We start from the raw sequence: 23,208 nt of genomic DNA, 5'->3' as shown, positions 1-23,208 counted from the left end.
TATGTAGTTTATTTTTTATCCAATAGTCTTGGAGTAGCAGTTGCATTTATCCGCTGCACACCAATTGCGCCGCTTATAATAGCGTATTTTTTTCAGACAAAAAGGTGGTGACTGTGCCCAGTGATTCGACGATGATAATGTCTGATGGAAGCTATCTTATGAATGAAATGGCTTGTTATTTACGAGCAGATATCTTAAAGATTATCTTACCGGATATGCCAGTGGTAGAGAGCAACTACCAAGCGCAGTATTCTCAGTACCAGCTACCACTGGGCGAACTTAACTTAGTAGAGTTGGTGATATATTTGCCTAATGACATGCTGCCAGCTGATATTGAGACACTAGGTAGGACAGCTTTTAATGCTGTAAATATATGGTGCAAGACTCATATATCAAGATCTATAGACAGCCAGTTATGTAGTATTGACGTCTTGGTTTTGGATATCCAACGTCAAATTGATATTGAACATGATGTTGATAATAAATCCTGCAAAAAAAATCCTGTTCAACGTCTAGCCCATAGTTTTACGGACAGTGATTTAGTACAGGGTTCGATCGTTGATACAAGTGCATCTATTCAGCCATTACAAGCATTTGGCTGGCATGACTGGCACCTTTATTTACATAAATTACAGATACCTTGCGAGCTATGGCGATTTTTATACTATCGTTTAGGGCATTCACAGCAGGGTAATAAGGATCATATAACAAATTCCGAAAACGATATTATTACTGGTTTTCTAAATGTTGCCGACTTCTTTGCCCCTGCAATTACGATAGATAATGCGTTGATAAAATATGGTTTGCAAAATGAGCCTAACTCGGCATTGATAGCGATGTCGCTGGCACAGAAAACCAATAGCCCAACTAAGCAGATGTATCAACAGCATATGGCACAAGCGGCTGTCTTATGGTCACAACTTAGCATGCAGATGTTAGAAACAGTTTATAAAAATCCTGCTGCGTTTAAGCAAAAAAAATCATCGGAGAAGCCTAGTGAGGCAGATTTTTCTCATTGGCAACGGCAGATATTGGATGAGTCATTGTTTTCGCGTCATGAGTTAATTCGCACTTTATATAAGCATCCCAAGCAAGCGCAGCAGTTGCAGCAACAAGGCTATGTTGTCCATCAACATTCTTACGAGTGTTTGGGGCGGCATTATGTACTAATATTTTATGGACAAGATGCAGAAGGAAAGCATGGTAAGTTGGCTATACGCCCAAATTTAGCGAAAATCGCTTTAGATGTGACGACACGGTTACCAATGGCAGAACTACATCATGTGGTTGTATTGGGTATAGATTTTATAATAGAGGCTGAAGATGCTTTTATGGATATTGATTTATGGATTCAGCCAGTTAATCCCATGACCCAGCGCGAGCGCCAACTGACTAAAAAGGTTCAGCAGTTGCAGCAAAGTAATCAAAGTAATGCTAGTGAAATTACCGAAGATAATAAGAAAAAAACTGACTCTAATCATCTATCATAAGTCCGCCTACATGTCTCGATTCCATCTCGCCCTAATAATAATGACTAAAATTACTTATTATCAAACATAAAAAAAGACAGCCTAAGCTGTCTTTTTTATAAAATAAATTAATGACGATAAATTATCTTAGATTATTAGGACCATCGATATCACTATCATCAGTTGCAATATGATTGATATCAACCGTAGAAGAATTTACATCACTGGTAGAGCTTAAGTTATTAGGTGTGATGGTATTATTATCTACTTGGGTTGTGCTGCTACCAAACGTATCAGTAGCTGTACTTGGCGTATTGTCACGTACTGAAGCAGCAACCTTATCTTGAGTCGATGAGCTTGGTGTCAAAGCAGATTTTGCTTTTGCTTCGTCACGTTCTCTGTCCATTTTATCCTGCATTTTGCGTAAGAAACGTGCTGCTGCTTCTTGACCACCTAGACCAAACGATAGGGCAAATGCTACGGCAACTGCACCTAAAGTTAGACCAAATGCTAGGTTGACAATAGAGTCAGCGATACCCATTGCTTTTAGACCCATGGCAAGTACTAAGCCCATGATCAAAACGCGCACGATATTTGCTAGGAACTGTGAACCTTGTTCAGAGCGCTCAACGACACCAGCGATGATGTTGGCAAGCCAAAAACCGATGAATAGGATGATTGCGCCTAGGATGATATTAGCACCGAAAGCAATAAACATCGCAATAATGGCTGAGATAGGCTCAAAACCTAATAAGTCAGCAGCAGCGATAGAGGCAAATAACATGGCAAAAAATACGATGGCATAGCCAACTAAGTCAGAAACCTTTTTATCACCCATGGTCTGTTGAAGACCGACTTTGGCAGGTAACTGATTGATTTGCGTATTTTCAAGCAAGCCTTTGATGATGTTTGCAACCATACGTACAACATAAAAAGTCACAACCAAGATAGCAATTGCCATAAAGATATTTGGCAAGGCTTCCATGATTTTGTTTAACATGTTGGTTGCAGGGCGAGCAATTACATCAATTTTTAGGGCATTTAAAGCAGCAATGATTGTTGGAATAATCACTACTAGAAAGGCTAAAGAACCTGCAATGTTCGGTAAGCTATTCTGTTCGCTTAAGCCAGCTTTGGTTGCAAGCTTCTGGACATCGAAAGTAGAAACAAGGTTGGTTACGATGCCACGTACCACTTTGGCGATGATGTAACCTACTACGAATACTACAGCAGCAATCAGAATATTAGGGATAAAGCTGAAGATTTTATCAACCATGTTGGTTAATGGAGCAAATAAACCATCTAGCTCTAGTTGGCCTAATACCATGGTCAATACTACTAATAGAATGAACCAATAAACCATGTCAGCAATCGTGCTGCTCATTGGTTTTACACCAGCTTTTGCACTCAAACGCTCATCCATTGAGGTTTTTGAAAGTGCAGCATTGATGGCAGTACGTGCAACCGTTGCAATAACCCAACCGATCACACCAACTGCAATAGCAGCGATAAGATTAGGGATAAAGGTGAGTACTTGGTTTACCATGTTGGCAAACGGTGCTGAAATAGAGTTTAGGTTTAACTGACTTAACGCGCCAGAAATAGCGATAACGAAAATAAACCAAAAAACAATCTTAGAGATGATGCCCTCTAAGTCATAGCTTTTACCTGTTGAAGAGTTCATACGTTGATTGAGATTGATTTTAGACAGCACGCCGCGTACCAGAGCAGCAATGCCCAAGGCGACAAGCCAACCAATGATAAAAATAAGAATAGCGCCGATGATGGAGCCGATAGGGCCACCCAGATAACCGTTGAACGATGTAAACATTGGATTCATCCTGTCCTCCTCTAATGATCATGTGTCTGCTATAAGATAAGAAAATCACTTTAATTCAAGCGTTTCATCTGAGGCAAACACACACCTATTTATTAGTATTTTTAATTAAAATTATTTGAAAATTTGATTTTAGTACTTTATAAGAAATTCATACTTAACAATCAGTAGTCACTATTAACAAAACATACCTTTTGTTATTTCTTTCCTTAACCAATTTAGCTTAACTTATGTAATTATGAATTTAAAGATAGAAAGCTTAACGTCTTACTATATTTGTGTGATAAGTTGTTATTTTTACGGTAAATATTAACATAGACTGTACATTTGACCGATAATTTCAAGTGAGTCATAGCAGGCAAAACTAAGATTTGCTATTATAGATAAATGTGACATCTCGCCACTATTATTACAATTTGAGAGCATTTTATGAAAAAAATCACTACCCTAAGCATCAGTGCCCTTGCTAGTGCTATGTTATTAATCACAGGCTGTAGCGCAAACAATGGCAGTAAAGAAACCGCTACCAAAAGTGTTTCAGTGACTGAACAAAGCCCTGCCAAGGAAAAAGTAGGCTATAGCTTGGGCTATATGATGGCAGAAGGGAATAAAGAAGCGGTTGGGGATCTGCACCTAGATACGTTTGAAAAAGGTTTCCGTGATGGCTATGAAGGCAAAAAAGCGGCATTGACAGAAGAGCAAATGCAAGAAGTGTTAATGGCCTATCAAAAAGAACAGGAAGCGAAGTTTGTGAAAGATATGGAATCTAAAGCGGGTGCAAACAAAACTAAGGGCGGCGCATTCTTAGTAGAGAATGGCAAAAAAGCTGGCGTAAAAACCACTGCTTCAGGTCTACAATATAAAGTAGTGACCGCAGGTACTGGCAAGTCGCCAAAAGCTACGGACGTGGTTGAAGTAAACTACGAAGGTAAATTGATTGACGGCACTGTATTCGATAGCTCATATGAGCGTGGTGAGCCAATTGAATTCCCACTAAACCAAGTAATCGCTGGTTGGACTGAAGGTCTACAGTTGATGAAAGAGGGCGGTAAATACGAGTTTTATATCCCATCTGATATCGCTTATGGTGAAGCGGGTAACGCAGGTATCGAGCCTAATAGCACGCTAATCTTTACCGTTGAGCTATTAAAGGTAAAGTAATTAGCAGTAATTAATGCTAATTTAGTATTGATACAGTAGACGTTAAAAGAAGCCCTCTTAATTTAAGAGGGCTTCTTTTTGCGTAAGAAATAGCACTTAAGCTTTCTTTCGACGTTAATGAGCCATTATCAAAGGTTCTTTTGGAAAACTTTAGAATTGCGACCGTTATTATACTTCTCGCGGCGTACTTCAGGTAAGGCGCTTGCCTCAACTTCAGCAAACCCTTGTTCAACGAACCAATGTGCTGTACGAGTGGTCAATACAAATAACTTGTGTAGACCATGGCTGCGTGCTTGTTGCTCCAAAAATGCCAGTAAATCAGCGCCGCGGCTACCGCTGCGATATTCTGGATGTACCGCGACGCAGGCAACTTCTGCTGAATCTGTGTCGAGTGGATAAAGCGCTGCACAACCTAAAATCATGCCGTCACGTTCGATGACGCTGTAATTATCAATCTCTTGCTCCAAGCGTTCGCGTGAGCGACTCACCAAGATACCTTGCTCTTCTAACGGCGATAATAGCTCTATCAGCCCTACCACGTCATCGACATCAGCGCGGCGAATCTCTTCATAAGGGTCGTGGCTAATCAAGGTGCCAGAACCATCACGGGTAAATAGCTCTTCAAGTAGTGCGCCGTTTTTGGCATAAGAGATAATATGGGTGCGATGAACCCCTTGGCGACAGGCATTGCTGGCACAGCTTAAGAAGTAATTAATCTCACAGTTTAGATCACGGTCACGTAAGAAGCGATCGACCTCATTTGGAATCATCTCACGTAACAAACGATCATTGTGATTGATACCGGCTTCTTCTCCTAAGAATATAAGCTTGTCGGCACCAAGCGCCACGGCGGCACTAAGAGCAACATCTTCAGCCAATAAGTTAAAGACTTCGCCGGTTGCCGAATAGCCCATAGAGCCTAAAATTACAATATGATCGTGTAGTAGATTATTTTTGATGGCTTCAACATCGATAGAGCGTACTTCGCCCGTCATCTGGTAATCAACGCCATCGCGAATACCATAAGGACGCGCAGTGACAAAATTGCCCGACACTGCATCAATACGTGAGCCGTACATAGGTGAGTTGGCAAGCCCCATCGATAGCTGCGCTTCAATCTGCAAGCGAATAGCACCAACCGCTTGTAATATAGAAGGCATCGCGACGCGAGGTGTCACACGAATATCTTGATGCAGTGGCGATTCAATATCAGCATCTTTGAGGTTTTTCTCGATTTGCGGTCGCGCCCCATGCACCAATACCAGCTTGATACCCAAGCTATGCAATAAAGCAAAGTCATGAATCAGTGTGCTGAAATTTGGATGATTGACCGCCTCACCACCAAACATAATCACGAACGTTTTGCCGCGATGGGTATTGATATAGGGGGCAGAATTACGGAACCAATGGACGTATTCAGGGTTAATCTGGGGCATGGCGCTAGTAGTCATAATGGGAGCAATAGTCGTTAGAATAAGAAAAAGGGCGTGACAGAGAATGCCTGTCGCTAAAGGATGGCTAAAGATTTACCATAGCAAAAAACGTCGTTATGAGCTATCTTTTATTTCAGTAGCGTTAAAGAGTCTTCACAGCAGATTAACGATATACACAACATCAACACAGGGTTAATATACGTATAAATGCTTTTTGCTATGCTAAGCGCTATTGCTTTACCGATGGCTTACGCAGATAATTGATAAAAATAATAATGTTTAAAAGTTAACATGACTGAGTATGACCATATATGATGGTAAATTGCTTATTCTCCTATATTTTTAAAACTACTAATTTTTACCAGCTCCTTTTTTACCAGCTTTGTTTTACCGATACATCAACTAGGGATAATGAATGTCATGAAGAAAAGTAACCATTTTGCGAACCCATTCAGTGCATGGACTGGACACCGTTTGTTTCATGTTGTCGCTGGTACGCTCGTTGGCGTAATGGCTGTCACGCAAGCATCAGCGATGTTACCCACACCAGAGCAAGCCGTTAATAATTCAGTAGCGGTTCAGTCAAACTTTAATCAAAACAGTCAGTCAAATGCGCAAGCAGTTAACAGTAGAATTACAGCGTCATTGATTAGTGTTGATGCCAATGGTAAAGAAATACTGGTTCCTGTGGATGCAAATACGCGTTTGCAGTCAGGTAATGTCTTAGAGTATCAAGGCTATTTTACCAATACCAATGCGGATCGTGTTCGTAAAATGACCGTGACGATGAGTATTCCTGAACAAGTAGAATTGCTGCGTGCTGTTTCTCCTGATTTTCCTTATGGTAGTGCAGATGGCAATACCTTTGCTCGTATGCCGCTACGTGGAAAAGTTGACAATCAGTTGCAAGAAATTCCGTTAAAATTCTATAAAGCCGTACGCTGGGATTTGGAAGGCGTAGGTCTTAATGATACAGTCGCAGTGAAATACCGTGCACGTGTCAAATAAGTTTATGCTTTAATATCTGCTTCAAAAAAAAGCACCGCAGTAATCACTGTGGTGCTTTTTTTATCATCAATCTTTAATATCTGTAGTTAGCAGGATTTTTTATATATCCTTTTCCACTATAAATTAAAGAGTGGCATATTTACTCTTGGATTTTTCGTTAATAAGTTGCTTAATGGCATGAATTTGGGCGTTAGTGGCTTGCGAGCCAGCAGCAATCAAAGCGCTACGCTGGCTGGTATCTAGCGAGCTGATATGACCGACATTTGGCATAATCACAATATCAGCACGATCACGCTCATGACGCATTGATGCAGCACTATGGTTAATTGGAGATGCTTTCGCATTATAGGCTGCATTGGCGATTAAACTGTTTTCAAGAAAGCCCCAAAAGCTGGTTAATGAATGGAGGTTCGGTTTTTGATTGACAGTCGATGTATTAGCGTTAGCAGCAGTCACATCAACGGCGATGATAATATCGGCACCCAAATCACGGGCGCTATCCACAGGCACTAAGCTGACCACGCCACCATCAATATATTTTTTGCCGACTTTTTCAGGGATGCGCGGTGCAATAAAGATATTAGGCACACTACAGGATGCTTGTACCGCAAGCCCAACATCGCCAGTGGTAAAGACGGTCTTTTTTAGCGTACTTTTTTCAGCAGCAACCGCGGCAAAGGAGATGGGAAAATCTTCTATAACCTGTTTTTGTACTTTTGCATTGATAAAGTTTTTGAGCTTAGTACCTTCGATAAAGCCTTGGTTAGATAAGGTAAAGTCTGTCAACTCACTATCAGTGGTGGTCAGTGCCAAGTGTTCAAGCTGCTTTGCATTATGACCACTGGCATATAAGCTACCAACTAAGCTCCCGACACTGGTGCCTACTACCAGTGTCGGTTTGATACCGTTCTCTTCTAATGATTTAATCACGCCTACATGAGCGAAACCTTTTGCACCGCCACCACCTAATACTAAAGCCACTGTAGGTTTATTGGTTAGCTGTACCTCTGTTGGCGCGACTGGTGTCAAACTATTGCAAGCACTCATCAATATAGCAAATATAGCGAAGAGGCTCAGACGAAGCATCAATAAAAAATGATAATAAGGGTGGCAGATAGAATGAGAGGACATAAAAAACCTTATCAAAAATTATCATAGAGGAATAAATAGCGGTGTAGTAGGGTATTCATCAATAGGTTACGCAGAAATCAGCTAGACGTTGTATGGCGAAATAGCTTAGCATAAGGTATTAGTTAGCATAATAATTTAGCGGTATAGCTAGGCACGTTACAGAATATTGATCATTATCACATGATAAGACAGCTTATAAGCTAGCATGAATTCTTAAACAAGACACTTGAGCCTATAAAATTTATATTAACATCGTTAGGATTTTTGATGCCCACATCGGTTAACCCTGCTACACCTCATTTACTAGATGTTTTGGCACTTGATATGCCGGTGACGGCGCTGGCAGGTGTTGGACCAAAAGTGGCCGAGCAATTGACGCAATTGGGCATTGCCCGTATCTTTGATTTGCTACTACATCTGCCGCGCGACTATGAAGATCGTAGTCGCTTGGTATCGATAGGCGATGTGGCTCATGGACAAGCCGCCATGATTACTGGTCGCGTCGTGCATGTTGATACCAATCGCAGCGGCATGACGGTGATTGTAGATGATGACACGGGTACGATATCTCTACGCTTTTTTAAGGTATATCGTGGACTTGCTCAAACTATGTGTCTAGGTGCCCATCTGCAATTATTCGGTGAAGTCAAAGTGAGCCGCTACGGTAAGCAGATACATCATCCTGAATATCAAATTATCAGCAGTAACGAGACGGTAGTAAATACGGGTTTACAGCCTATTTATCCAAGCGTTAAAGGTTTACATCAAAATAAGCTGCGTACATTAATTAAGCTTGCGCTGCAAACGGTTCGTAGTCAGGGCTTGCCGATGACTTTATTTACGCCTGAGGATTTTTCAGTCGTTGCGGATTTGCCATTAGTGCCTTTTGAACCAGCTAAAATACCGATAACCGAGCCAGATTATCCAGAAGATATCTTTTCCACCCTCGCGCGTAGTGTGCCTGACAACAGTTTTAGTAGTAGTGTTAGTGATAGCAGTAACAGTAGCGTCAATAGAACGAAGCCCTCTTTTTATCATAGTCGAAATAATACCAGTTCCGATGCTATAAGTATGGCTAACAATAACGTCTATAATTTAACCATATTTGAAACGTTGGTATTACTGCATACGCCGCCTACTTATACTGATGCTGGTCAACAATACAAATTATTAACCCAATTAAGCGCTCGTACTCATGCTGCTTGTCAACGCCTCATTATTGAAGAGTTGACTGCACATCAGCTCAGCTTATTATATCGCCGTCAGCAATTGCATCAGTATAAAGCGCCAAAATGTGCTATCCAAAGTCCATTGGCAGATGAATTATTTGGTGCGTTACCATTTGATTTAACGGGCGCGCAGGAAAGAGTTATGAGGGATATTACCGCTGATATGGCGACTTCAATACCAATGCTCAGATTGGTACAAGGCGATGTTGGCGCTGGTAAAACCTTAGTCGCGGCAGGCGCGGCGGGTTATGCATTAGATAGTGGTTGGCAGGTGGCGGTGATGGCACCGACGGAGATTTTAGCGGAACAGCATTTGGTTAATTTCAAAAACTGGTTTGAGCCGTTAGGTATTGGGGTCGGTTGGTTGGCTGGTAAACAAACCGCGAAGCAGCGCCGCGAAGCGTTAGAAGCGGTGAGCGAGAATACCGTACAAGTAGTCGTTGGTACTCATGCGCTTTTTCAGGACCAGGTGCAATTTGCCAAATTGGGTTTGGTTATTATCGATGAACAGCATCGTTTTGGTGTTGAGCAGCGTATGGCATTGACCAATAAAGGCGTGGCTGGTAGCACACCGCATCAGCTAATTATGACTGCAACGCCCATTCCGCGGACGCTAGCGATGAGTGTTTATGGCGATATGGACACTTCTATTATCGATGAGCTACCACCAGGGCGTACACCAATTACTACCGTAACAATTGACCGCAACCGCCGTGATGAGGTGATTGAACGTATTGCAGTTAATTGTGAAGCTGGCAGGCAGGCATATTGGGTGTGCTCACTGGTAGAAGAATCGAGTGTACTCGATGCGCAAGCTGCTGAGGCGGCTTATGAAGATTTGAGCGAGCGTTTAGATATTCGTATTGGCTTGGTGCATGGCAAAATGAAAAGCGCTGATAAACAAGCCATTATGCAAGCGTTTAAGGCAGGACAACTTGATTTGTTAATAGCTACCACAGTTATCGAAGTGGGTGTTGATGTGCCTAATGCTTCTCTGATGGTCATTGAAAATGCAGAGCGATTGGGTCTATCGCAATTGCACCAATTACGCGGGCGAGTCGGGCGCGGTTCAACAAAAAGCTATTGTGTGCTGTTGTATCAGAAGCCGTTGTCGGAGACAGGTACAGAGCGCTTAAATGTACTGCGAGATAGTACCGATGGTTTTGTCATTGCGCAAAAAGATTTAGAGCTGCGTGGTCCGGGCGAGTTATTAGGAAAGCGTCAAACAGGTAATGTCGGCTATTATTTGGCGGACCTTATTCGGGATGAGCAGTTATTTGCTATTGCCCAGCGTTTGGCAAAGCATCTGATTGCAGATCCTGCACGTAAAGCCGATGTCAGCCAACTGATTCATCGTTGGATGCCAGAGGCAAGTCGTTATACCAATGCTTAATGATAGTTAACTCAACCTGTTTTCTATTACTGGTTACCATAAAAAAGCCATTATTTTCTTAAAATAATGGCTTTTTTATGGTTTTTATAAATCATTTATCAACCAATAATTAACACTGTATTCTTATTTTAATGAACTAATATTGACTTATGTGTTCATGAGTTATTATTGAACTATGATTATTTGTGTGGCAGTTTACGATAATGGATTGGCACAGTGTCTTCCATGTGTTTGCTAGGATATCGCGTTTTACATAATGATATATGGTTAAAATATGCGTATTTCTAGTCGTTTTATCGATTCTAACAGGACGTTAGGATGAGAACTTGATTAACTTCATAGTGGCAATCTATCTGCTTTTTCTGATGACTACTGTGCCATTCATGCTTTTTATTAACGACCTGAATTTATTAACAAGGATGTTTCATGAAAAAGACGTTAACCTTCGTTTGTGCTATCGCCACACCATTATTATTTAGCCAGTCTGCTTTTGCTGCATTCGATTATTTTAAAACCGATGGTAGCTTCAAACGCTTTTCGGTCTCTGCTGGCTGGTTGCATGCCTCTCCGCAAGGCACGGCCAATCCTCTAGAAAATACGACAGCCATTAAAGATGGTACTGTCGCTAAAAACGGCAGTGTTAAAATAAAAACTGTCAGAGAGGTTATTGATCCTGATCAAAGTGAGCTTACTAAAGTTAAAGTAAATACAGGCCTAACTGCTATAGGGGTAGTAAGCTTTAGAGGTGAAGAAACTGATTTGTCTAGAACTACCCTAGGTGATGTATCAGGTCAAGTTAAGCTTGGCGGTTTAGAGAATTTCAGCAGTCCAGGTACGGGTCTTGAGTCTGCTGATGTTGATACTTTTGGTTCGCTATTTAACTATTATCTAAATGATAACTGGTCGATTGAAGTCAAAGCCGGATTTCCTCCTAAAGTAGATATTATGGGTAAAGGGAAAGTGTATGCACCTATATCTGGTGAGGTTACAGCTGGTGGAATAGGAGAATATGCACTACCAAAATTTAAAATTAAAAAAGAACAGCTTATAACCGATTTAGAACAAGGTGATGGCGTCGCGTCGAGTGCTCGCGCATGGCTACCGGCAGCGGGGGTGCAATATCAGTTTGGCAAATCTGGGGTCAATAAGTTTCGCCCTTATGTCGGTGCTGGGGTCATGTATGCCTATTTTAACGGTATTGAGCTAAATGAGGGTATTCGTAAAGATTTAGAGGCAGCTGGACATCAAATTCAGAATATCAAAGATGGCAAATCGGGTGCTGCGCTAGAAAATGTGCCATCCAATCGAGAGATGAACGTGGATGTGGAGGCAGAAAGCGCTTTTGCACCTATCGTCACTGTTGGCGCTACTTATGATTTCAATGATAGATGGTTTGGAGTCGGGTCATTGTCTTATGCAAAACTGGACAGCGATACGACCATCACCGTTAATAATGATAAGAATGAAGAGTTGATTCGATCGAAAGCTCACCTCGATATCGATCCTTATATTACTTTCCTTGGCGTCGGCTATCGTTTCTAACAGAAGATTTATAGTAACTACAGAATAGTAGGATAAACATAGCGCACATTCTTAGGAATGTGCGTTTTGTCTTACGATCTACAAAAAGAATCTCTATCCTGTCAAATTCATTAATAAGCAGTATGTATTGCTTATCACTTTTAATATGTTCGCTTGGAGCGTTTTTACATCTGCCGATATTGAGTCAGTATGGAACTTACGAAGCTCAGACACTATATATATAAATCAGATGACAACTTAATATATGCTATGCTCAATAAATTTACGAACTATTGTAGTCACAAACAGCATTTTGACCATATAAAGATGCTCGTTTAACGTAATGCTAGCCTATTTTCACCTATTATTTTCCTCATATTATATATCCTTATTATTGCCTGTATTGACAGAGAGTTATCATGAGCGATGTTGAAGACAACAAGCTGCCAGTTGAATCTGAGCTACCCCCATACCGCCAATCTGATGCGCGAGCGTCTAAGCCTTTATCAGATAAGCCATTATCAAAATTTCCTTTATGGTTATTACCAGTATTGGCTATTGTGCTCGTTATTGGGGTATTGGTTGGTAAGTACTGGGGCAATGATGAGGAAGCGAGCAATGAGTCGCCCGTTGCTAACAATGTGCAAAACGATAGCGCTAACCTAAAAGATGCTAGCATTGAGCAAGCTGTATTATCGGTCGAAACAGTGCTACCAAGCCAAGATAATATTGGTAATACGCTCAGTGCTGACGGAACCATCAATGCTAAGGATGTCGCTAATGTCAGTGCCAAAGTAAACGGCGTAGCGATTGAACGGATATTGGTCGAAGAAGGTCAGCGTGTTAAAGCTGGTCAAATACTGGCTGTATTTGATACCGACGCGATGGAGCAGCAAGTCTTGCAAGCAGAAGCAGATGTTGCTGAAGCAGAAGCGACGCTTGCCAATGCCACTGCCGATGCCGCCCGCGTCTTGCCACTTATTGATATTGATGCCATTAGCAAACAAGAAGCGGATCGCTATCGTACGGCTAAACTACAAGCGCAGGCGTCACTACAAGCATCTAAAGCTCGACTGAGTACGCAGCGCTTGAGTGTCAATAATGCCAATGTGGTTGCACCGGTTAGCGGTATTATTAGTGAGAAAATGGCTGAAGTTGGTATGGTTGCTGGTGGAGACCCACTATTTACTATTATCAAAGGTGGTATTTTGGAATGGCGTGCGGATATCGATCCTAAGCTGATTGGTGAGGTTAATGTTGGCACACCAGTCCAAGTTAGCCTACCGGGCGGCGATTCTGTCATGGGGGAGGTCAGTCGCATTGCACCAACTGCTGATAATAATAGGCAAATTACCATTTATGCTAGCCTTGCTGCTAACGCAAAAGTAAGAGCAGGCATGTATCAAACGGGCGAGTTTTTATTGGGTAGTAGCAGCGCTCAAACGGTTCCTAATAGCGCCATTGTCAGCAATGACGGCTATGACTATGTGATGCTAGTGACCAATATCAGTACTAAAGACGGTAAGAACGGTCACAACATTGGCCGTATCAAACAACAACGTGTGACCTTGGGAGAGCGCTTTGGCGATAGTGTTATTCTCACAGAGCCACTCCCTGCAGAGAGCCGACTTGTAAAGCAAGGGGGAAGCTTTTTAAATAATGGCGACTTGGTACGTGTCGTTGATGGTCTGAGTCAAACTGGTAAGCAGGCTACTAGCACAGACACGCAGGCGCGCTCATGAGTTTCAATGTTTCCGCCTACTCGATTAAAAATCCATTAGTGGCCATCTTGCTGTTTGTACTGCTGACCTTAGGCGGTATCTATGGCTTTATGCAAATGAAGGTGCAGCAGTTTCCTGATATTGACCTGCCAGCAGTGGTGGTCACGGTTACTTTACCGGGCGCTGCGCCATCGCAGCTTGAAAACGATATTGCAAAGAAGGTGGAAAATAAGCTCACCAGTATTGAGGGCGTCAAGCACATTCGTACCACGCTACAGACGGGCGCCGCTACTATGGTCGCTGAGTTCGTCTTAGAAAAAGACATCCAAGAAGCGGTTGATGATGTACGTTCAGCAGTCGGTGAGGTACGTGGCGATTTGCCTGCCGCTGCCAATGACCCTATCGTTACCAAAGTCTCAACATCAGGATTCCCAGTCGTCACGTACTCTGTCGCTGCTGAAAACATGAATGTAGAAGACTTGTCTTGGTTTGTCGATGATACCGTCACCAAGCGTTTATCTGATATACCCGGTGTCAGTACTGTTAGCCGTATCGGCGGTTTACAGCGTGAAATTACGGTTGCCGCTGACCCTATTACCTTGAGTGGTCTAAAGCTTTCTATCACGCAATTATCCAATCAGATCACCGGTATTCAGCAGGACAGCTCAGGCGGTGAAGCCGAAGTCGGCAAAACCACGCAGACCATTCGTGTACTTGGTGCCGTTGAGCGTGCAAGCGATTTAAATAACTTACAAGTTGCAGTGCCTACGGGTGGTACGCAAGCGCTTGGACGCATGGCACAAATTACGGATGGCGCGGCTGATCCCAGCTCTATTGCTAAGCTCGATGGGCAAACGGTGGTTGCATTCAATATTACGCGCTCGCGTGGTGCCAGTGAAGTGGAAGTCATGGAGCTGGTTGACGCTGAGCTTGCCAAGCTGTCAGCAGATGTGGGCAATATCAGTATTGAAAAGGTTTATGATCGAGCAACGCCAGTCGCTGAAGATTATCAAGCGTCATTACGAATGCTGATAGAAGGTGGTTTGCTTGCCGTAGTCGTGGTGTTCTTATTTTTGCGCAATATCCGCGCGACTTTTGTGGCTGCTGTGGCATTGCCATTGTCCGTTATACCTACTTTTTTGGGTATGTATCTGTTTGGTTTTAGTCTTAACATTATCTCCTTATTGGCGCTGTCGCTGGTCATTGGTGTACTGGTCGACGATGCCATTGTAGAAGTTGAAAATATTATTCGTCACTTGCGTATGGGTAAGACGCCTTATGAGGCGGCAATGGAAGCGGCGGATGAAATTGGCTTGGCGGTTGTTGCCACTACCTTTACCCTGATTGCCGTATTTTTACCGACTGCCTTTATGGGCGGTATCGTTGGTCAGTTTTTCCGGCAGTTCGGCTGGACAGCGGCATTATCAATATTTGCCTCGCTAATGGTCGCGCGCCTTATCACACCGATGATGGCAGCATATATATTGAAACCAGAAAAGAAGCACGTTGAAAAGCAGAGCGCGCTGATGGATTGGTATCTTAAAGTGGTCTCATGGACGCTAGATCATCGCTGGATGACGATGGGTGCTACCTTAGTATTGTTTGTGGCTTCATTGGCTTTGGTAAAATTATTACCCACCTCTTTTATACCTGATAATGATATTGACCAAACACGGGTGGCGATTGAGCTGACACCCGATGTGGCGTTAGCGGACACGGAACGAGTTGCCGCGCTGGCAAGTGAGCGTATTTTAGCCATGCCTGAAGTGACCAATATCTTTACGTCGGTAGGTGAGGCGCAGGCGACAATGGACTCAAACTCTAGCGGTGGCAAGGCAGAAAATATAGCAGGTCTAGATATTGTACTTGCGCCAAGAGCAGAGCGCGGCTCTAAGCAAGAGATTGAGCGTAAGATGAGTACTATATTGGCGGAAGTACCCGGTGCGCGCTTTACGGTCGGGTTATCGAGTGGCGGTGAGACAGGTTATAATTTTTCTTTGACCAGCACCGACCCGCAACTGCTTGAGCAAACCGTACAGCAGATGATGTCAGAGATCCGTGAGCTACCAAGTGCTGGTGCTGTCACGAGTGATCGCAGCCTGCCCCGCCAAGAGTTGACCGTCACGCCAAATAGGCTAGCAATGGCGGATAAAGGGGTGACGACGCAAGACATCGCCACGACCTTACGTGTGGCGACCGTTGGTGACTATGAGCAACGTTTGTCCAAGCTGAATTTAGATACGCGGCAGATACCAATTGTCGTGCGCTTGCCAGATATCGCTAAGCAAAACGTCAGCCAACTCGAAGGCTTATATGTACCAAGTGCGCTACCAGTAGGACAAGGCGTGCGTGTTGGCGAAGTTGCGACGCTCGACTTTGGTACTGGACCTGCGCAAATCAGTCGCCTTGATCGTGAGCGGGCGATTAGTATTACTGTTCAGCCTGCCAATGGTGAGCTTGGTGATTTGGTACAAGCGGTCAAGAGTATACCTAGTATGCAACAGCTGCCAGCCTCTATTACTATTATTGATCAAGGACAAGCAGAAAATATGGCCGAGTTATTTAGCGGCTTTGTGATTGCAATGTCGGTCGGCGTGGTCTGTATTTTGGGCGTACTTATATTATTATTTGGACGCATCTTGCAGCCATTTACGATTCTCATGGCATTGCCCTTGTCTATCGGTGGTGCCTTTGTAGGCTTGGTAATTACCAATAGCAGCCTGTCGATGCCCTCGATGATTGGTTTTATTATGTTGATGGGCATTGCGACCAAAAACTCTATTCTTTTGGTCGATTATGCACTGATTGCTCAGCGGCGCGGCTTAGCACGTTTTGAGGCGATTATCGATGCTTGTCGTAAGCGTGCGCGCCCGATTATTATGACTACCATTGCGATGGGTGCGGGCATGCTGCCATTGGTCTTTGGTTGGGGCGATGCCGATCCGACGTTCCGTCGACCGATGGCGGCCGCCGTATTGGGTGGTTTGGTCACTTCAACTTTATTAAGCTTGGTCGTCATTCCAGTTGTCTATACGCTGATGGATGACCTATCAGAATGGTTTGCTAAGTGGCTTGCTCCAAATGGTAAGCCAGATAGAGTGACTGAGGAAAAATAGCAGCTCTAACAGTATTACTGTTAGTAAGCGACATAAAAAGCTCAAACTATATTCAGGTATAGTTTGAGCTTTTTATGGGTAAGATGTTAGCTACTAGATTAATTCAAGCTACTATGAGGTCAAAGAGTCGTAATGTGTGTTATTGGGAGACAAGTTACCAAGGTAATGGGCTTTAATTATGGTTCTTTGTATGACGTTAGTCTTAAACTGGTAAGTTTAGTGGTTTAGTTGAGCAAGTCTTTGTTATAGTCGATTCAGTTAAATTTATCAAAGAAACGGTTTATATCGATATTTGGATGCTATCCGTGTCTTGATCATTACTAGAACTATAAACCAGTTTCTACAAATATTAGAAAACAAGGAATAACTATGATTAATGCCTATGCAGCAAAAGAAAAAGGTGGCGAGTTTGTGCCTTATCAATATGATCCTGGCACATTAGGGGATCATGAAGTAGAAATCGAAGTACATAGCTGCGGTATCTGCCATAGCGATCTATCGATGTGGCAAAACGAATGGGGAATGACCCAATATCCGTTTGTAGGTGGGCATGAAGTCGCAGGAAAAGTCCTCGCAAAGGGCAAGCACGTCAAGCACCTAGAGCTTGGCGATAAAGTCGGGCTTGGCTGGCATAAAGGATATTGCAACGTTTGTGATCTATGTATCGGTGGGGACCACAATCTATGCCCTGAGCAAGAAGGTACTATCATTGGTAACCATGGCGGTTTTGCAGATAAAGTACGCGCAAAAGATACTAGCGTCATCAAGATACCTGAAGGGCTTGATTTTAATGCGGTAGGACCATTGCTATGCGGTGGCGTTACGGTGTTTAATCCGCTTATGCAGTACGACATCACGCCAACCTCAAGAGTCGCTGTTATCGGTATCGGTGGTTTAGGTCATCTAGCGCTTCAGTTTGCCAATGCGTGGGGCTGTGAAGTGACGGCATTTACCAGTGAATCAAAAATGGAAGAAGCAAAAGAGATGGGCGCTCATCACTCATTAAACTCAAGAGAGGATAGTGAAATTGAAAAAGCCGCTGGTTCTTTTGATTTAATCATATCAACAGTGAACGTCGATATGAACTGGGATGTTGTGATCAAGACTTTGAGACCAAAAGGTAAACTACACTTTGTTGGACTGTTAGAAGCTCCATTAGAGATATCAGCTGCACCAATGATTATGTCTCAAAACAGTCTGTCAGGCTCACCAGTTGGATCACCGTCAACCCTGCGAAAAATGTTAGACTTTGCCGCTCGACATAATATTCAGCCAGTGACTGAAACGTATAAAATGTCTGATATCAATGAAGCATTTGAGCGCCTAGAGAGTGGTAACGCTCGCTATAGAGTGGTATTAGAAAGAGACTAAAAGTTATTGGCTAAAAGTTATTAAAGGTAACGAAGCATAGTCATAGTAGTGATACCTCAAATGATAAATGATGAGTTATCGCTATTTTTTTTGTATTGTACCTCTACTTTCTTTAAGCCATTTTTGCTTTTTTTTGAGCGCATAAAAAACCCTTGCTGTGGTATTAAACAACAGCAAGGGCTAATAGTTGAGTCAATAGAATGAATTGTCTAATATGATACTTTATTACTCGCTGACAATAAATGTCATTGAGTAATTACCTATCATACTAGAAGTGTTCTAAATCCTTGATAAGTATAAAAGCTATAAATGGCTAATAATAATTACCTATCATACTCGTTTAGTTAATCTTACCTATTGAGCCTAATATTTAGTAATTAGCTATCATACTGATGTTCCCATATTATTAATGGCTTCTATTTTAAATACTATGCTATATTTGATACGTTGGATATGAATATACAGGATCTATTTTTGATATTAATCTGACTATTTCTAACTCCAATACTACCGAGAGCATACTTGTGAAGAATGATCCGCTTGACGATCTCTTTCTGGCTTACTTTCATTCTCTTCTATATCGGTTTGTTTCATACTTATTCGTTAAAATGTCTTAATTATATGAGTAGCCAAGACTTGGGCGGTGCCAAGACTTATTTGTCCGGCGCCGATCACACCGATGTTGATAATGCTCATGATGTACTCCTATTTATTACGCTCAGAAGACCCTCATAAAAATCGGGCGCAAAAAAATCAGAGGCTCCGGTTGGGGGCCTCTGAACTCGAGAAGGATTTAAAAAGCCGGCTGAACTGTCAGTCTTGTTGCATTGAGTTTAACGCTTCAGTTCTAGCTTGGCGTTGACGAAGTAATCCGGATTAGAATTGAACACCTATTCTTTGCCGTCGTCGAGCGTCACTTTCTTGCCATCATCGTACTGTTGTACCACTACAGTCTTTCCCTGAACCTGGCAGCGGGCGATGGCGTATGGAGAGAGTTCGGCGCCAAAGTCACGGTAAGCCCAGCGAACCAAAGATGCAGACATGATAATAAGTACTGGTATCATCGGTAGTGCTACCAGGATAGTGGAGGTCTGAACCGCTTTGAGGCCGCCAACGGATAGCAGCCCTACACCAACCAAGGCAAGCATAAGGGTCCACAAGATACGATTCCATCTGGCTGGCTCTTCATAACCGGTAAGTTCCTTGGTGCAGATAGATGCCAGCATGTAGGCGGAAGAATCTACAGTTGTGGCCAGAAACACAAAGCATAGCAGTGTGAATAACGGGATTACCAACCATGCTACTGGCAAGGTTTTCAAGATCGCTACGACTGTTGCCGGTATGCCATCGCTGCTCAAAATCGCCTGCAGATCGACTACACCACTAAGCTGCAGGTCAATAGCATAACCGCCCCAGATTGCAAAGAAGGCCCAGCAGCCGAGGGTACCCCAGACTACGCCATTAACGATTATGTTCTTAATGGTACGACCGCGCGAGATACGTGCTACAAACAACCCCATCATAGGCGCGTAAGCGATCCACCAAGCCCAGTAGAAGATGGTCCAGCTCTCGGGGAAGCCACCCTTTGCCACTGGATCAGTCCAGAAGTTAATGCGGAAAAAATTATCTAAGAACAATCCTACACTGTTAGTCCAAAGGTTCAACAGAAAGATCGTTGGCCCCACAATCAAGACAAAAAACAGCAGCAGAAAACCTAGCGCCGCATTGATATTTGATAGCGTCTGAATTCCCTTGTTCAGACCGTTATAAACACTCCAGGCTATCATCGCGGTCCAGGCGGTCAGGATCCCCATCTGCAATCCAAATGAATCTGCCAGTCCGAACATCTCCTGAAAGAGGGCGGACACCAAAGGCACGGAAAGTCCTAGAGAGGTTCCCACACCACCGACGATCGAAAAGATCACAACGACGTCGATCAGCTTGCCAATAGGACCGTCGACTGCGTTGCCGAGTATACCGCGGCAGGCTTCGCTGAGGCGCAATACATTGACCTTGCGTACGTATAGAACATACGCCATAGGTAGGGCGGGCATCAAATACAGCGCCCAGGGCACTACGCCCCAATGGAACATCGGATACATGGCGGCCCATTCGGCTGCCTCAGTGGTGCCGCCTTCGATACCCAAAGGCGGACCTGACAAGAGGTAGAGCGGTTCTACAAAGGCCCAGTTACAGATTGAGATGCCGATTCCTGCACAGAACAGCATGGAAATCCAAGGAATGGTCCTGAACTCTGGCTGCTCGTCGGGTGCGCCCATTTTGATCCGCCCCAGAGGGCCGTATGCAAGCCAGACCATAAAAAAGAAACTGCCGATTCCGGTTAGTAAGTAGAGCCAACCGAAGGTGCCGGTGAACAAACTTAAAAGTCCATCAACAGCGGCTTTTCCCGCCTCTGGATATAAAGCAAGAGGAATGCTTGCAGCTAAAATAGCAATTAGCGAAGACCAGAAAATTCCCGGGTCGATCGTTAATTTTTTGTTTTTTTGAACGGTATTCATTACCTTTACCTCACACATAGTCCTTTAGGGAGGGGTACCTCAAGTTTTATTTGTTATTGCTTGAGGTGATTATTACCGGCACTGTCAATTATTGATACCTTATATTTTTCTAATATTTAAAAAATCGTTTCAATAAAAATGTGTGTGAACCGGTAGAAAAAAGCTATTGTTGTAATCGAATCAAGGCATCGGCAGCAACTGCACCTTTACCTTTAGGCCTGACCATCAAGGGGTTGATATCCAGTTCGGTAACACTGTCCCAGTGATCCATAGCAAAATCAGCTACGGCCATAATGGCATCTACTACGGCTTCCAAGTCGCCTTCCGGGCGGCCTCGAAAACCCCGCAGCAACGCGCTGCCTTTGAGTGATAGAACAGCCGTACTAGCTGCTTCGCGGGTGATTGGCAGCAGCATAATTGCACTGTCGTTGAGCAGGTTGACCAGAATCCCGCCCGTACCAATAATCAATGCCAGTCCGAACTGTTCATCTCGTTTGAGGCCAATGATCAGCTCGCCAACAAAGTCTGAAATCATAGGTTCGATCAGAAAGCGGGCATCGGCGAGTCCCTGTTCGGCTAGGCGCCCCGCCATTACCTCAACGGCGCTGGCCACGGCGCTGCCATCTTTAAGATTGAGCATGACGGCCCCAGCCTCGGTCTTGTGAGCCAGCCTGTCGCTGACCCCTTTCATCACCACCGGGTAGCCAACTTCGTCCGCTGCTTCTACCACATCTGCTTTGTTTACACAGCGACCGCCAGGTAGTTGCAGGCCATAGTGGCTAACCAGTTGTTTAGAGGCCCACTCATCTAGCATCTTGCTCTCGCCTTCCACCAATAAAGGCCCACGCAGAAGTAGTTGCTCAGAGTCATACATTGCGGCCACTTGACGGCGGCGCTCGCCATAACGCACAAGCCGTGCCAACGCTGCAACACCGTCTTTCAGACTTTGCAATGGTGCAATACCAGCTTTCGCTAACCGCTGGCGGGCGTTCTCCGGCATTAGCTCGCTGAGGTTAGAGATCACGGCGCAGGTCTTGGGGTGGTTGGCGTGAGCCGCAATTAAAGAGTCAACCGCCACTTGCCATTCGTAATCGTTACCAATACCCTGTTTGGGGAAGTCCAAAGCTAATACGGTAACGTCATAGTCGCCCTCCATCATAATGCCAAATACCTCGGTACAGGCTTCAAGGTTGCCCCAAATTGAGGTGTTGTAGTCTAGGGGGTTGGAAAAGCTGGCAAAATCGGGCAGCCATTCACCTAGTTTTTGTTCCTGTACCTTGGATAAGCTTGGCAGCTGAAGATTATAGTGATCCAGGCTATCAGCTAGCATGGCACTATCACCGCCAGAGCAGGTCAGCACGCCGATACGATCCCCTTTGGGAAGTTCGCACAGAGAGGCAATCTTTAGGGTTTCAAGCAATTCAGACAAAGAGTGCACACGTAGGATGCCCAGCCTATCGAACATCGCCTGATACATGTCATCAGAGCCCGCTAAGGAGCTGGTATGACTCATGGTCAGCTGGGTGCCGATCTCTGAGGTGCCTGCCTTGAGAACTACCAGAGGAATGCCTTTATCTAAAGCCTTCAGGGCAGCGCGGCTAAACGTTTCAATGTCTTTTAGCCCCTCGATATAAAAACCGATGGCGGTTACACGATCGTCTTCGAGCAGTGGCTCGATATAGTCGCCTGCGCCTAATACCGCCTGATTGCCAACGCTGATTACATGGGTGATTGAAAGTGAGCGGCCGTGCATGGTCAGATTCAGCGCTACGTTACCACTTTGGCTGATGATAGCGACGCCTTTATCGGTACGCTCACCACAAAGGCGATCCGGCCATAACGCGACGCCGTTGGTAAAATTTAGCAAGCCATAGCAATTGGGGCCCACTAATGCCATATCTCCGGCCGCTTCTATCAGTGAGTCTTGCAGTTCATCGCCATTGTTGCCTACCTCAGCAAAGCCAGCGGCGTAACAAACCACGCCGCCGCACCCACGTTTATTCAGGTCGGCGACGGCTTGAACCGTCAGCTTAGCGTTGATGGATACGAACGCTGCGTCAGGAGTGCCAGGTAAATCATCAATGCTGGCGAAACAGGGTATATCAGCGATTTCGTCGTACTTGGGATTAACCACCCATATTTCGCCATCAAAGCCGATGTCTCGAGTGTTTTGGATAGGAAGTGCCAGGTTGGAACCGCCAATAAATACAATACTGCGCGGTGAAAGCAGTCGTTGAAGATTTTCTTGTTTTGTCATGATTAGAAACCTTATAAGCCCAAAAAAAGAGTTAGGGTGCGC

The 23,208-nt window shown here is 44.0% G+C and carries 13 protein-coding genes; 8 read left to right on the top strand and 5 right to left on the bottom strand.

What is annotated here, in order from left to right; all coding sequences use genetic code 11:
* Positions 1-158: 158 nt before the first annotated feature.
* A complete protein-coding gene (locus PSYCG_RS12510) occupies positions 159-1,490 on the top strand; it encodes a hypothetical protein (protein WP_020444502.1) in 1,332 nt (443 codons plus the stop codon).
* Between the two features lie 121 nt (positions 1,491-1,611).
* On the opposite strand, the gene PSYCG_RS12505 is transcribed toward PSYCG_RS12510, so the two are convergent.
* A complete protein-coding gene (locus PSYCG_RS12505) occupies positions 1,612-3,309 on the bottom strand; it encodes a mechanosensitive ion channel (protein ID WP_020444501.1) in 1,698 nt (565 codons plus the stop codon).
* Positions 3,310-3,735: 426 nt separating this feature from the next.
* On the opposite strand from PSYCG_RS12505, the gene PSYCG_RS12500 reads away from it, so the two are divergent.
* Positions 3,736-4,467 (top strand): FKBP-type peptidyl-prolyl cis-trans isomerase, encoded by a 732-nt coding sequence (locus PSYCG_RS12500; RefSeq protein WP_020444500.1) that lies wholly within the window; start codon positions 3,736-3,738, stop codon positions 4,465-4,467.
* A gap of 128 nt (positions 4,468-4,595) precedes the next feature.
* On the opposite strand, the gene argA is transcribed toward PSYCG_RS12500, so the two are convergent.
* Positions 4,596-5,918, bottom strand: coding sequence for an amino-acid N-acetyltransferase (gene argA / locus PSYCG_RS12495; RefSeq protein WP_020444499.1), 1,323 nt, complete (start codon positions 5,916-5,918; stop codon positions 4,596-4,598).
* Positions 5,919-6,320: 402 nt separating this feature from the next.
* Between argA and PSYCG_RS12490 the strand changes: the two genes are divergently transcribed.
* Positions 6,321-6,908: a hypothetical protein gene (locus PSYCG_RS12490; protein ID WP_011514709.1), complete on the top strand. Its 588-nt coding sequence runs from the start codon at positions 6,321-6,323 to the stop codon at positions 6,906-6,908.
* Between the two features lie 123 nt (positions 6,909-7,031).
* Here PSYCG_RS12490 and PSYCG_RS12485 read toward each other — a convergent pair whose 3' ends face one another.
* Positions 7,032-8,039, bottom strand: coding sequence for a patatin-like phospholipase family protein (locus tag PSYCG_RS12485; protein WP_051130950.1), 1,008 nt, complete (start codon positions 8,037-8,039; stop codon positions 7,032-7,034).
* A gap of 267 nt (positions 8,040-8,306) precedes the next feature.
* Between PSYCG_RS12485 and recG the strand changes: the two genes are divergently transcribed.
* From recG to ahr, 5 genes are all read left to right on the top strand, one after another.
* Positions 8,307-10,661: an ATP-dependent DNA helicase RecG gene (gene recG, locus PSYCG_RS12480; RefSeq protein WP_020444497.1), complete on the top strand. Its 2,355-nt coding sequence runs from the start codon at positions 8,307-8,309 to the stop codon at positions 10,659-10,661.
* 426 nt (positions 10,662-11,087) lie between these two features.
* Positions 11,088-12,203 carry an OmpW/AlkL family protein gene (locus PSYCG_RS12475; RefSeq protein WP_020444496.1) on the top strand — a complete coding sequence of 372 codons (1,116 nt, stop codon included), beginning with the start codon at positions 11,088-11,090 and terminating at the stop codon, positions 12,201-12,203.
* 398 nt (positions 12,204-12,601) lie between these two features.
* Positions 12,602-13,924: an efflux RND transporter periplasmic adaptor subunit gene (locus tag PSYCG_RS12470; RefSeq protein ID WP_020444495.1), complete on the top strand. Its 1,323-nt coding sequence runs from the start codon at positions 12,602-12,604 to the stop codon at positions 13,922-13,924.
* Entirely contained in the window at positions 13,921-17,019 is a 3,099-nt protein-coding gene (locus PSYCG_RS12465; RefSeq protein ID WP_020444494.1) for an efflux RND transporter permease subunit, read from the top strand. The genes PSYCG_RS12470 and PSYCG_RS12465 overlap by 4 nt, the downstream gene beginning before the upstream one ends.
* A gap of 369 nt (positions 17,020-17,388) precedes the next feature.
* Entirely contained in the window at positions 17,389-18,390 is a 1,002-nt protein-coding gene (ahr, locus tag PSYCG_RS12460; RefSeq protein ID WP_020444493.1) for an NADPH-dependent aldehyde reductase Ahr, read from the top strand.
* An 890-nt stretch (positions 18,391-19,280) separates the two neighbouring features.
* Here ahr and PSYCG_RS12455 read toward each other — a convergent pair.
* Both PSYCG_RS12455 and PSYCG_RS12450 read right to left on the bottom strand, forming a co-directional pair.
* Positions 19,281-20,909: a BCCT family transporter gene (locus PSYCG_RS12455; protein ID WP_201765217.1), complete on the bottom strand. Its 1,629-nt coding sequence runs from the start codon at positions 20,907-20,909 to the stop codon at positions 19,281-19,283.
* Between the two features lie 163 nt (positions 20,910-21,072).
* Entirely contained in the window at positions 21,073-23,166 is a 2,094-nt protein-coding gene (locus PSYCG_RS12450; RefSeq protein ID WP_020444490.1) for an acetate--CoA ligase family protein, read from the bottom strand.
* Between the last annotated feature and the right edge of the window lie 42 nt (positions 23,167-23,208).

This window comes from Psychrobacter sp. G (assembly GCF_000418305.1).
Lineage (GTDB): Bacteria > Pseudomonadota > Gammaproteobacteria > Pseudomonadales > Moraxellaceae > Psychrobacter > Psychrobacter cryohalolentis.
This window is presented reverse-complemented; position numbering and strand designations above follow the sequence as displayed.

What these genes read in the sequence shown, in the direction of transcription:
- PSYCG_RS12510 (WP_020444502.1), top strand. Translation starts at nt 159, where the DNA reads ATGAATGAAATGGCTTGTTATTTACGAGCAGATATCTTAAAGATTATC.
- PSYCG_RS12505 (WP_020444501.1), bottom strand. Translation starts at nt 3,309, where the DNA reads ATGAATCCAATGTTTACATCGTTCAACGGTTATCTGGGTGGCCCTATC.
- PSYCG_RS12500 (WP_020444500.1), top strand. Translation starts at nt 3,736, where the DNA reads ATGAAAAAAATCACTACCCTAAGCATCAGTGCCCTTGCTAGTGCTATG.
- argA (WP_020444499.1), bottom strand. Translation starts at nt 5,918, where the DNA reads ATGACTACTAGCGCCATGCCCCAGATTAACCCTGAATACGTCCATTGG.
- PSYCG_RS12490 (WP_011514709.1), top strand. Translation starts at nt 6,321, where the DNA reads ATGAAGAAAAGTAACCATTTTGCGAACCCATTCAGTGCATGGACTGGA.
- PSYCG_RS12485 (WP_051130950.1), bottom strand. Translation starts at nt 8,039, where the DNA reads ATGTCCTCTCATTCTATCTGCCACCCTTATTATCATTTTTTATTGATG.
- recG (WP_020444497.1), top strand. Translation starts at nt 8,307, where the DNA reads ATGCCCACATCGGTTAACCCTGCTACACCTCATTTACTAGATGTTTTG.
- PSYCG_RS12475 (WP_020444496.1), top strand. Translation starts at nt 11,088, where the DNA reads ATGAAAAAGACGTTAACCTTCGTTTGTGCTATCGCCACACCATTATTA.
- PSYCG_RS12470 (WP_020444495.1), top strand. Translation starts at nt 12,602, where the DNA reads ATGAGCGATGTTGAAGACAACAAGCTGCCAGTTGAATCTGAGCTACCC.
- PSYCG_RS12465 (WP_020444494.1), top strand. Translation starts at nt 13,921, where the DNA reads ATGAGTTTCAATGTTTCCGCCTACTCGATTAAAAATCCATTAGTGGCC.
- ahr (WP_020444493.1), top strand. Translation starts at nt 17,389, where the DNA reads ATGATTAATGCCTATGCAGCAAAAGAAAAAGGTGGCGAGTTTGTGCCT.
- PSYCG_RS12455 (WP_201765217.1), bottom strand. Translation starts at nt 20,909, where the DNA reads ATGAATACCGTTCAAAAAAACAAAAAATTAACGATCGACCCGGGAATT.
- PSYCG_RS12450 (WP_020444490.1), bottom strand. Translation starts at nt 23,166, where the DNA reads ATGACAAAACAAGAAAATCTTCAACGACTGCTTTCACCGCGCAGTATT.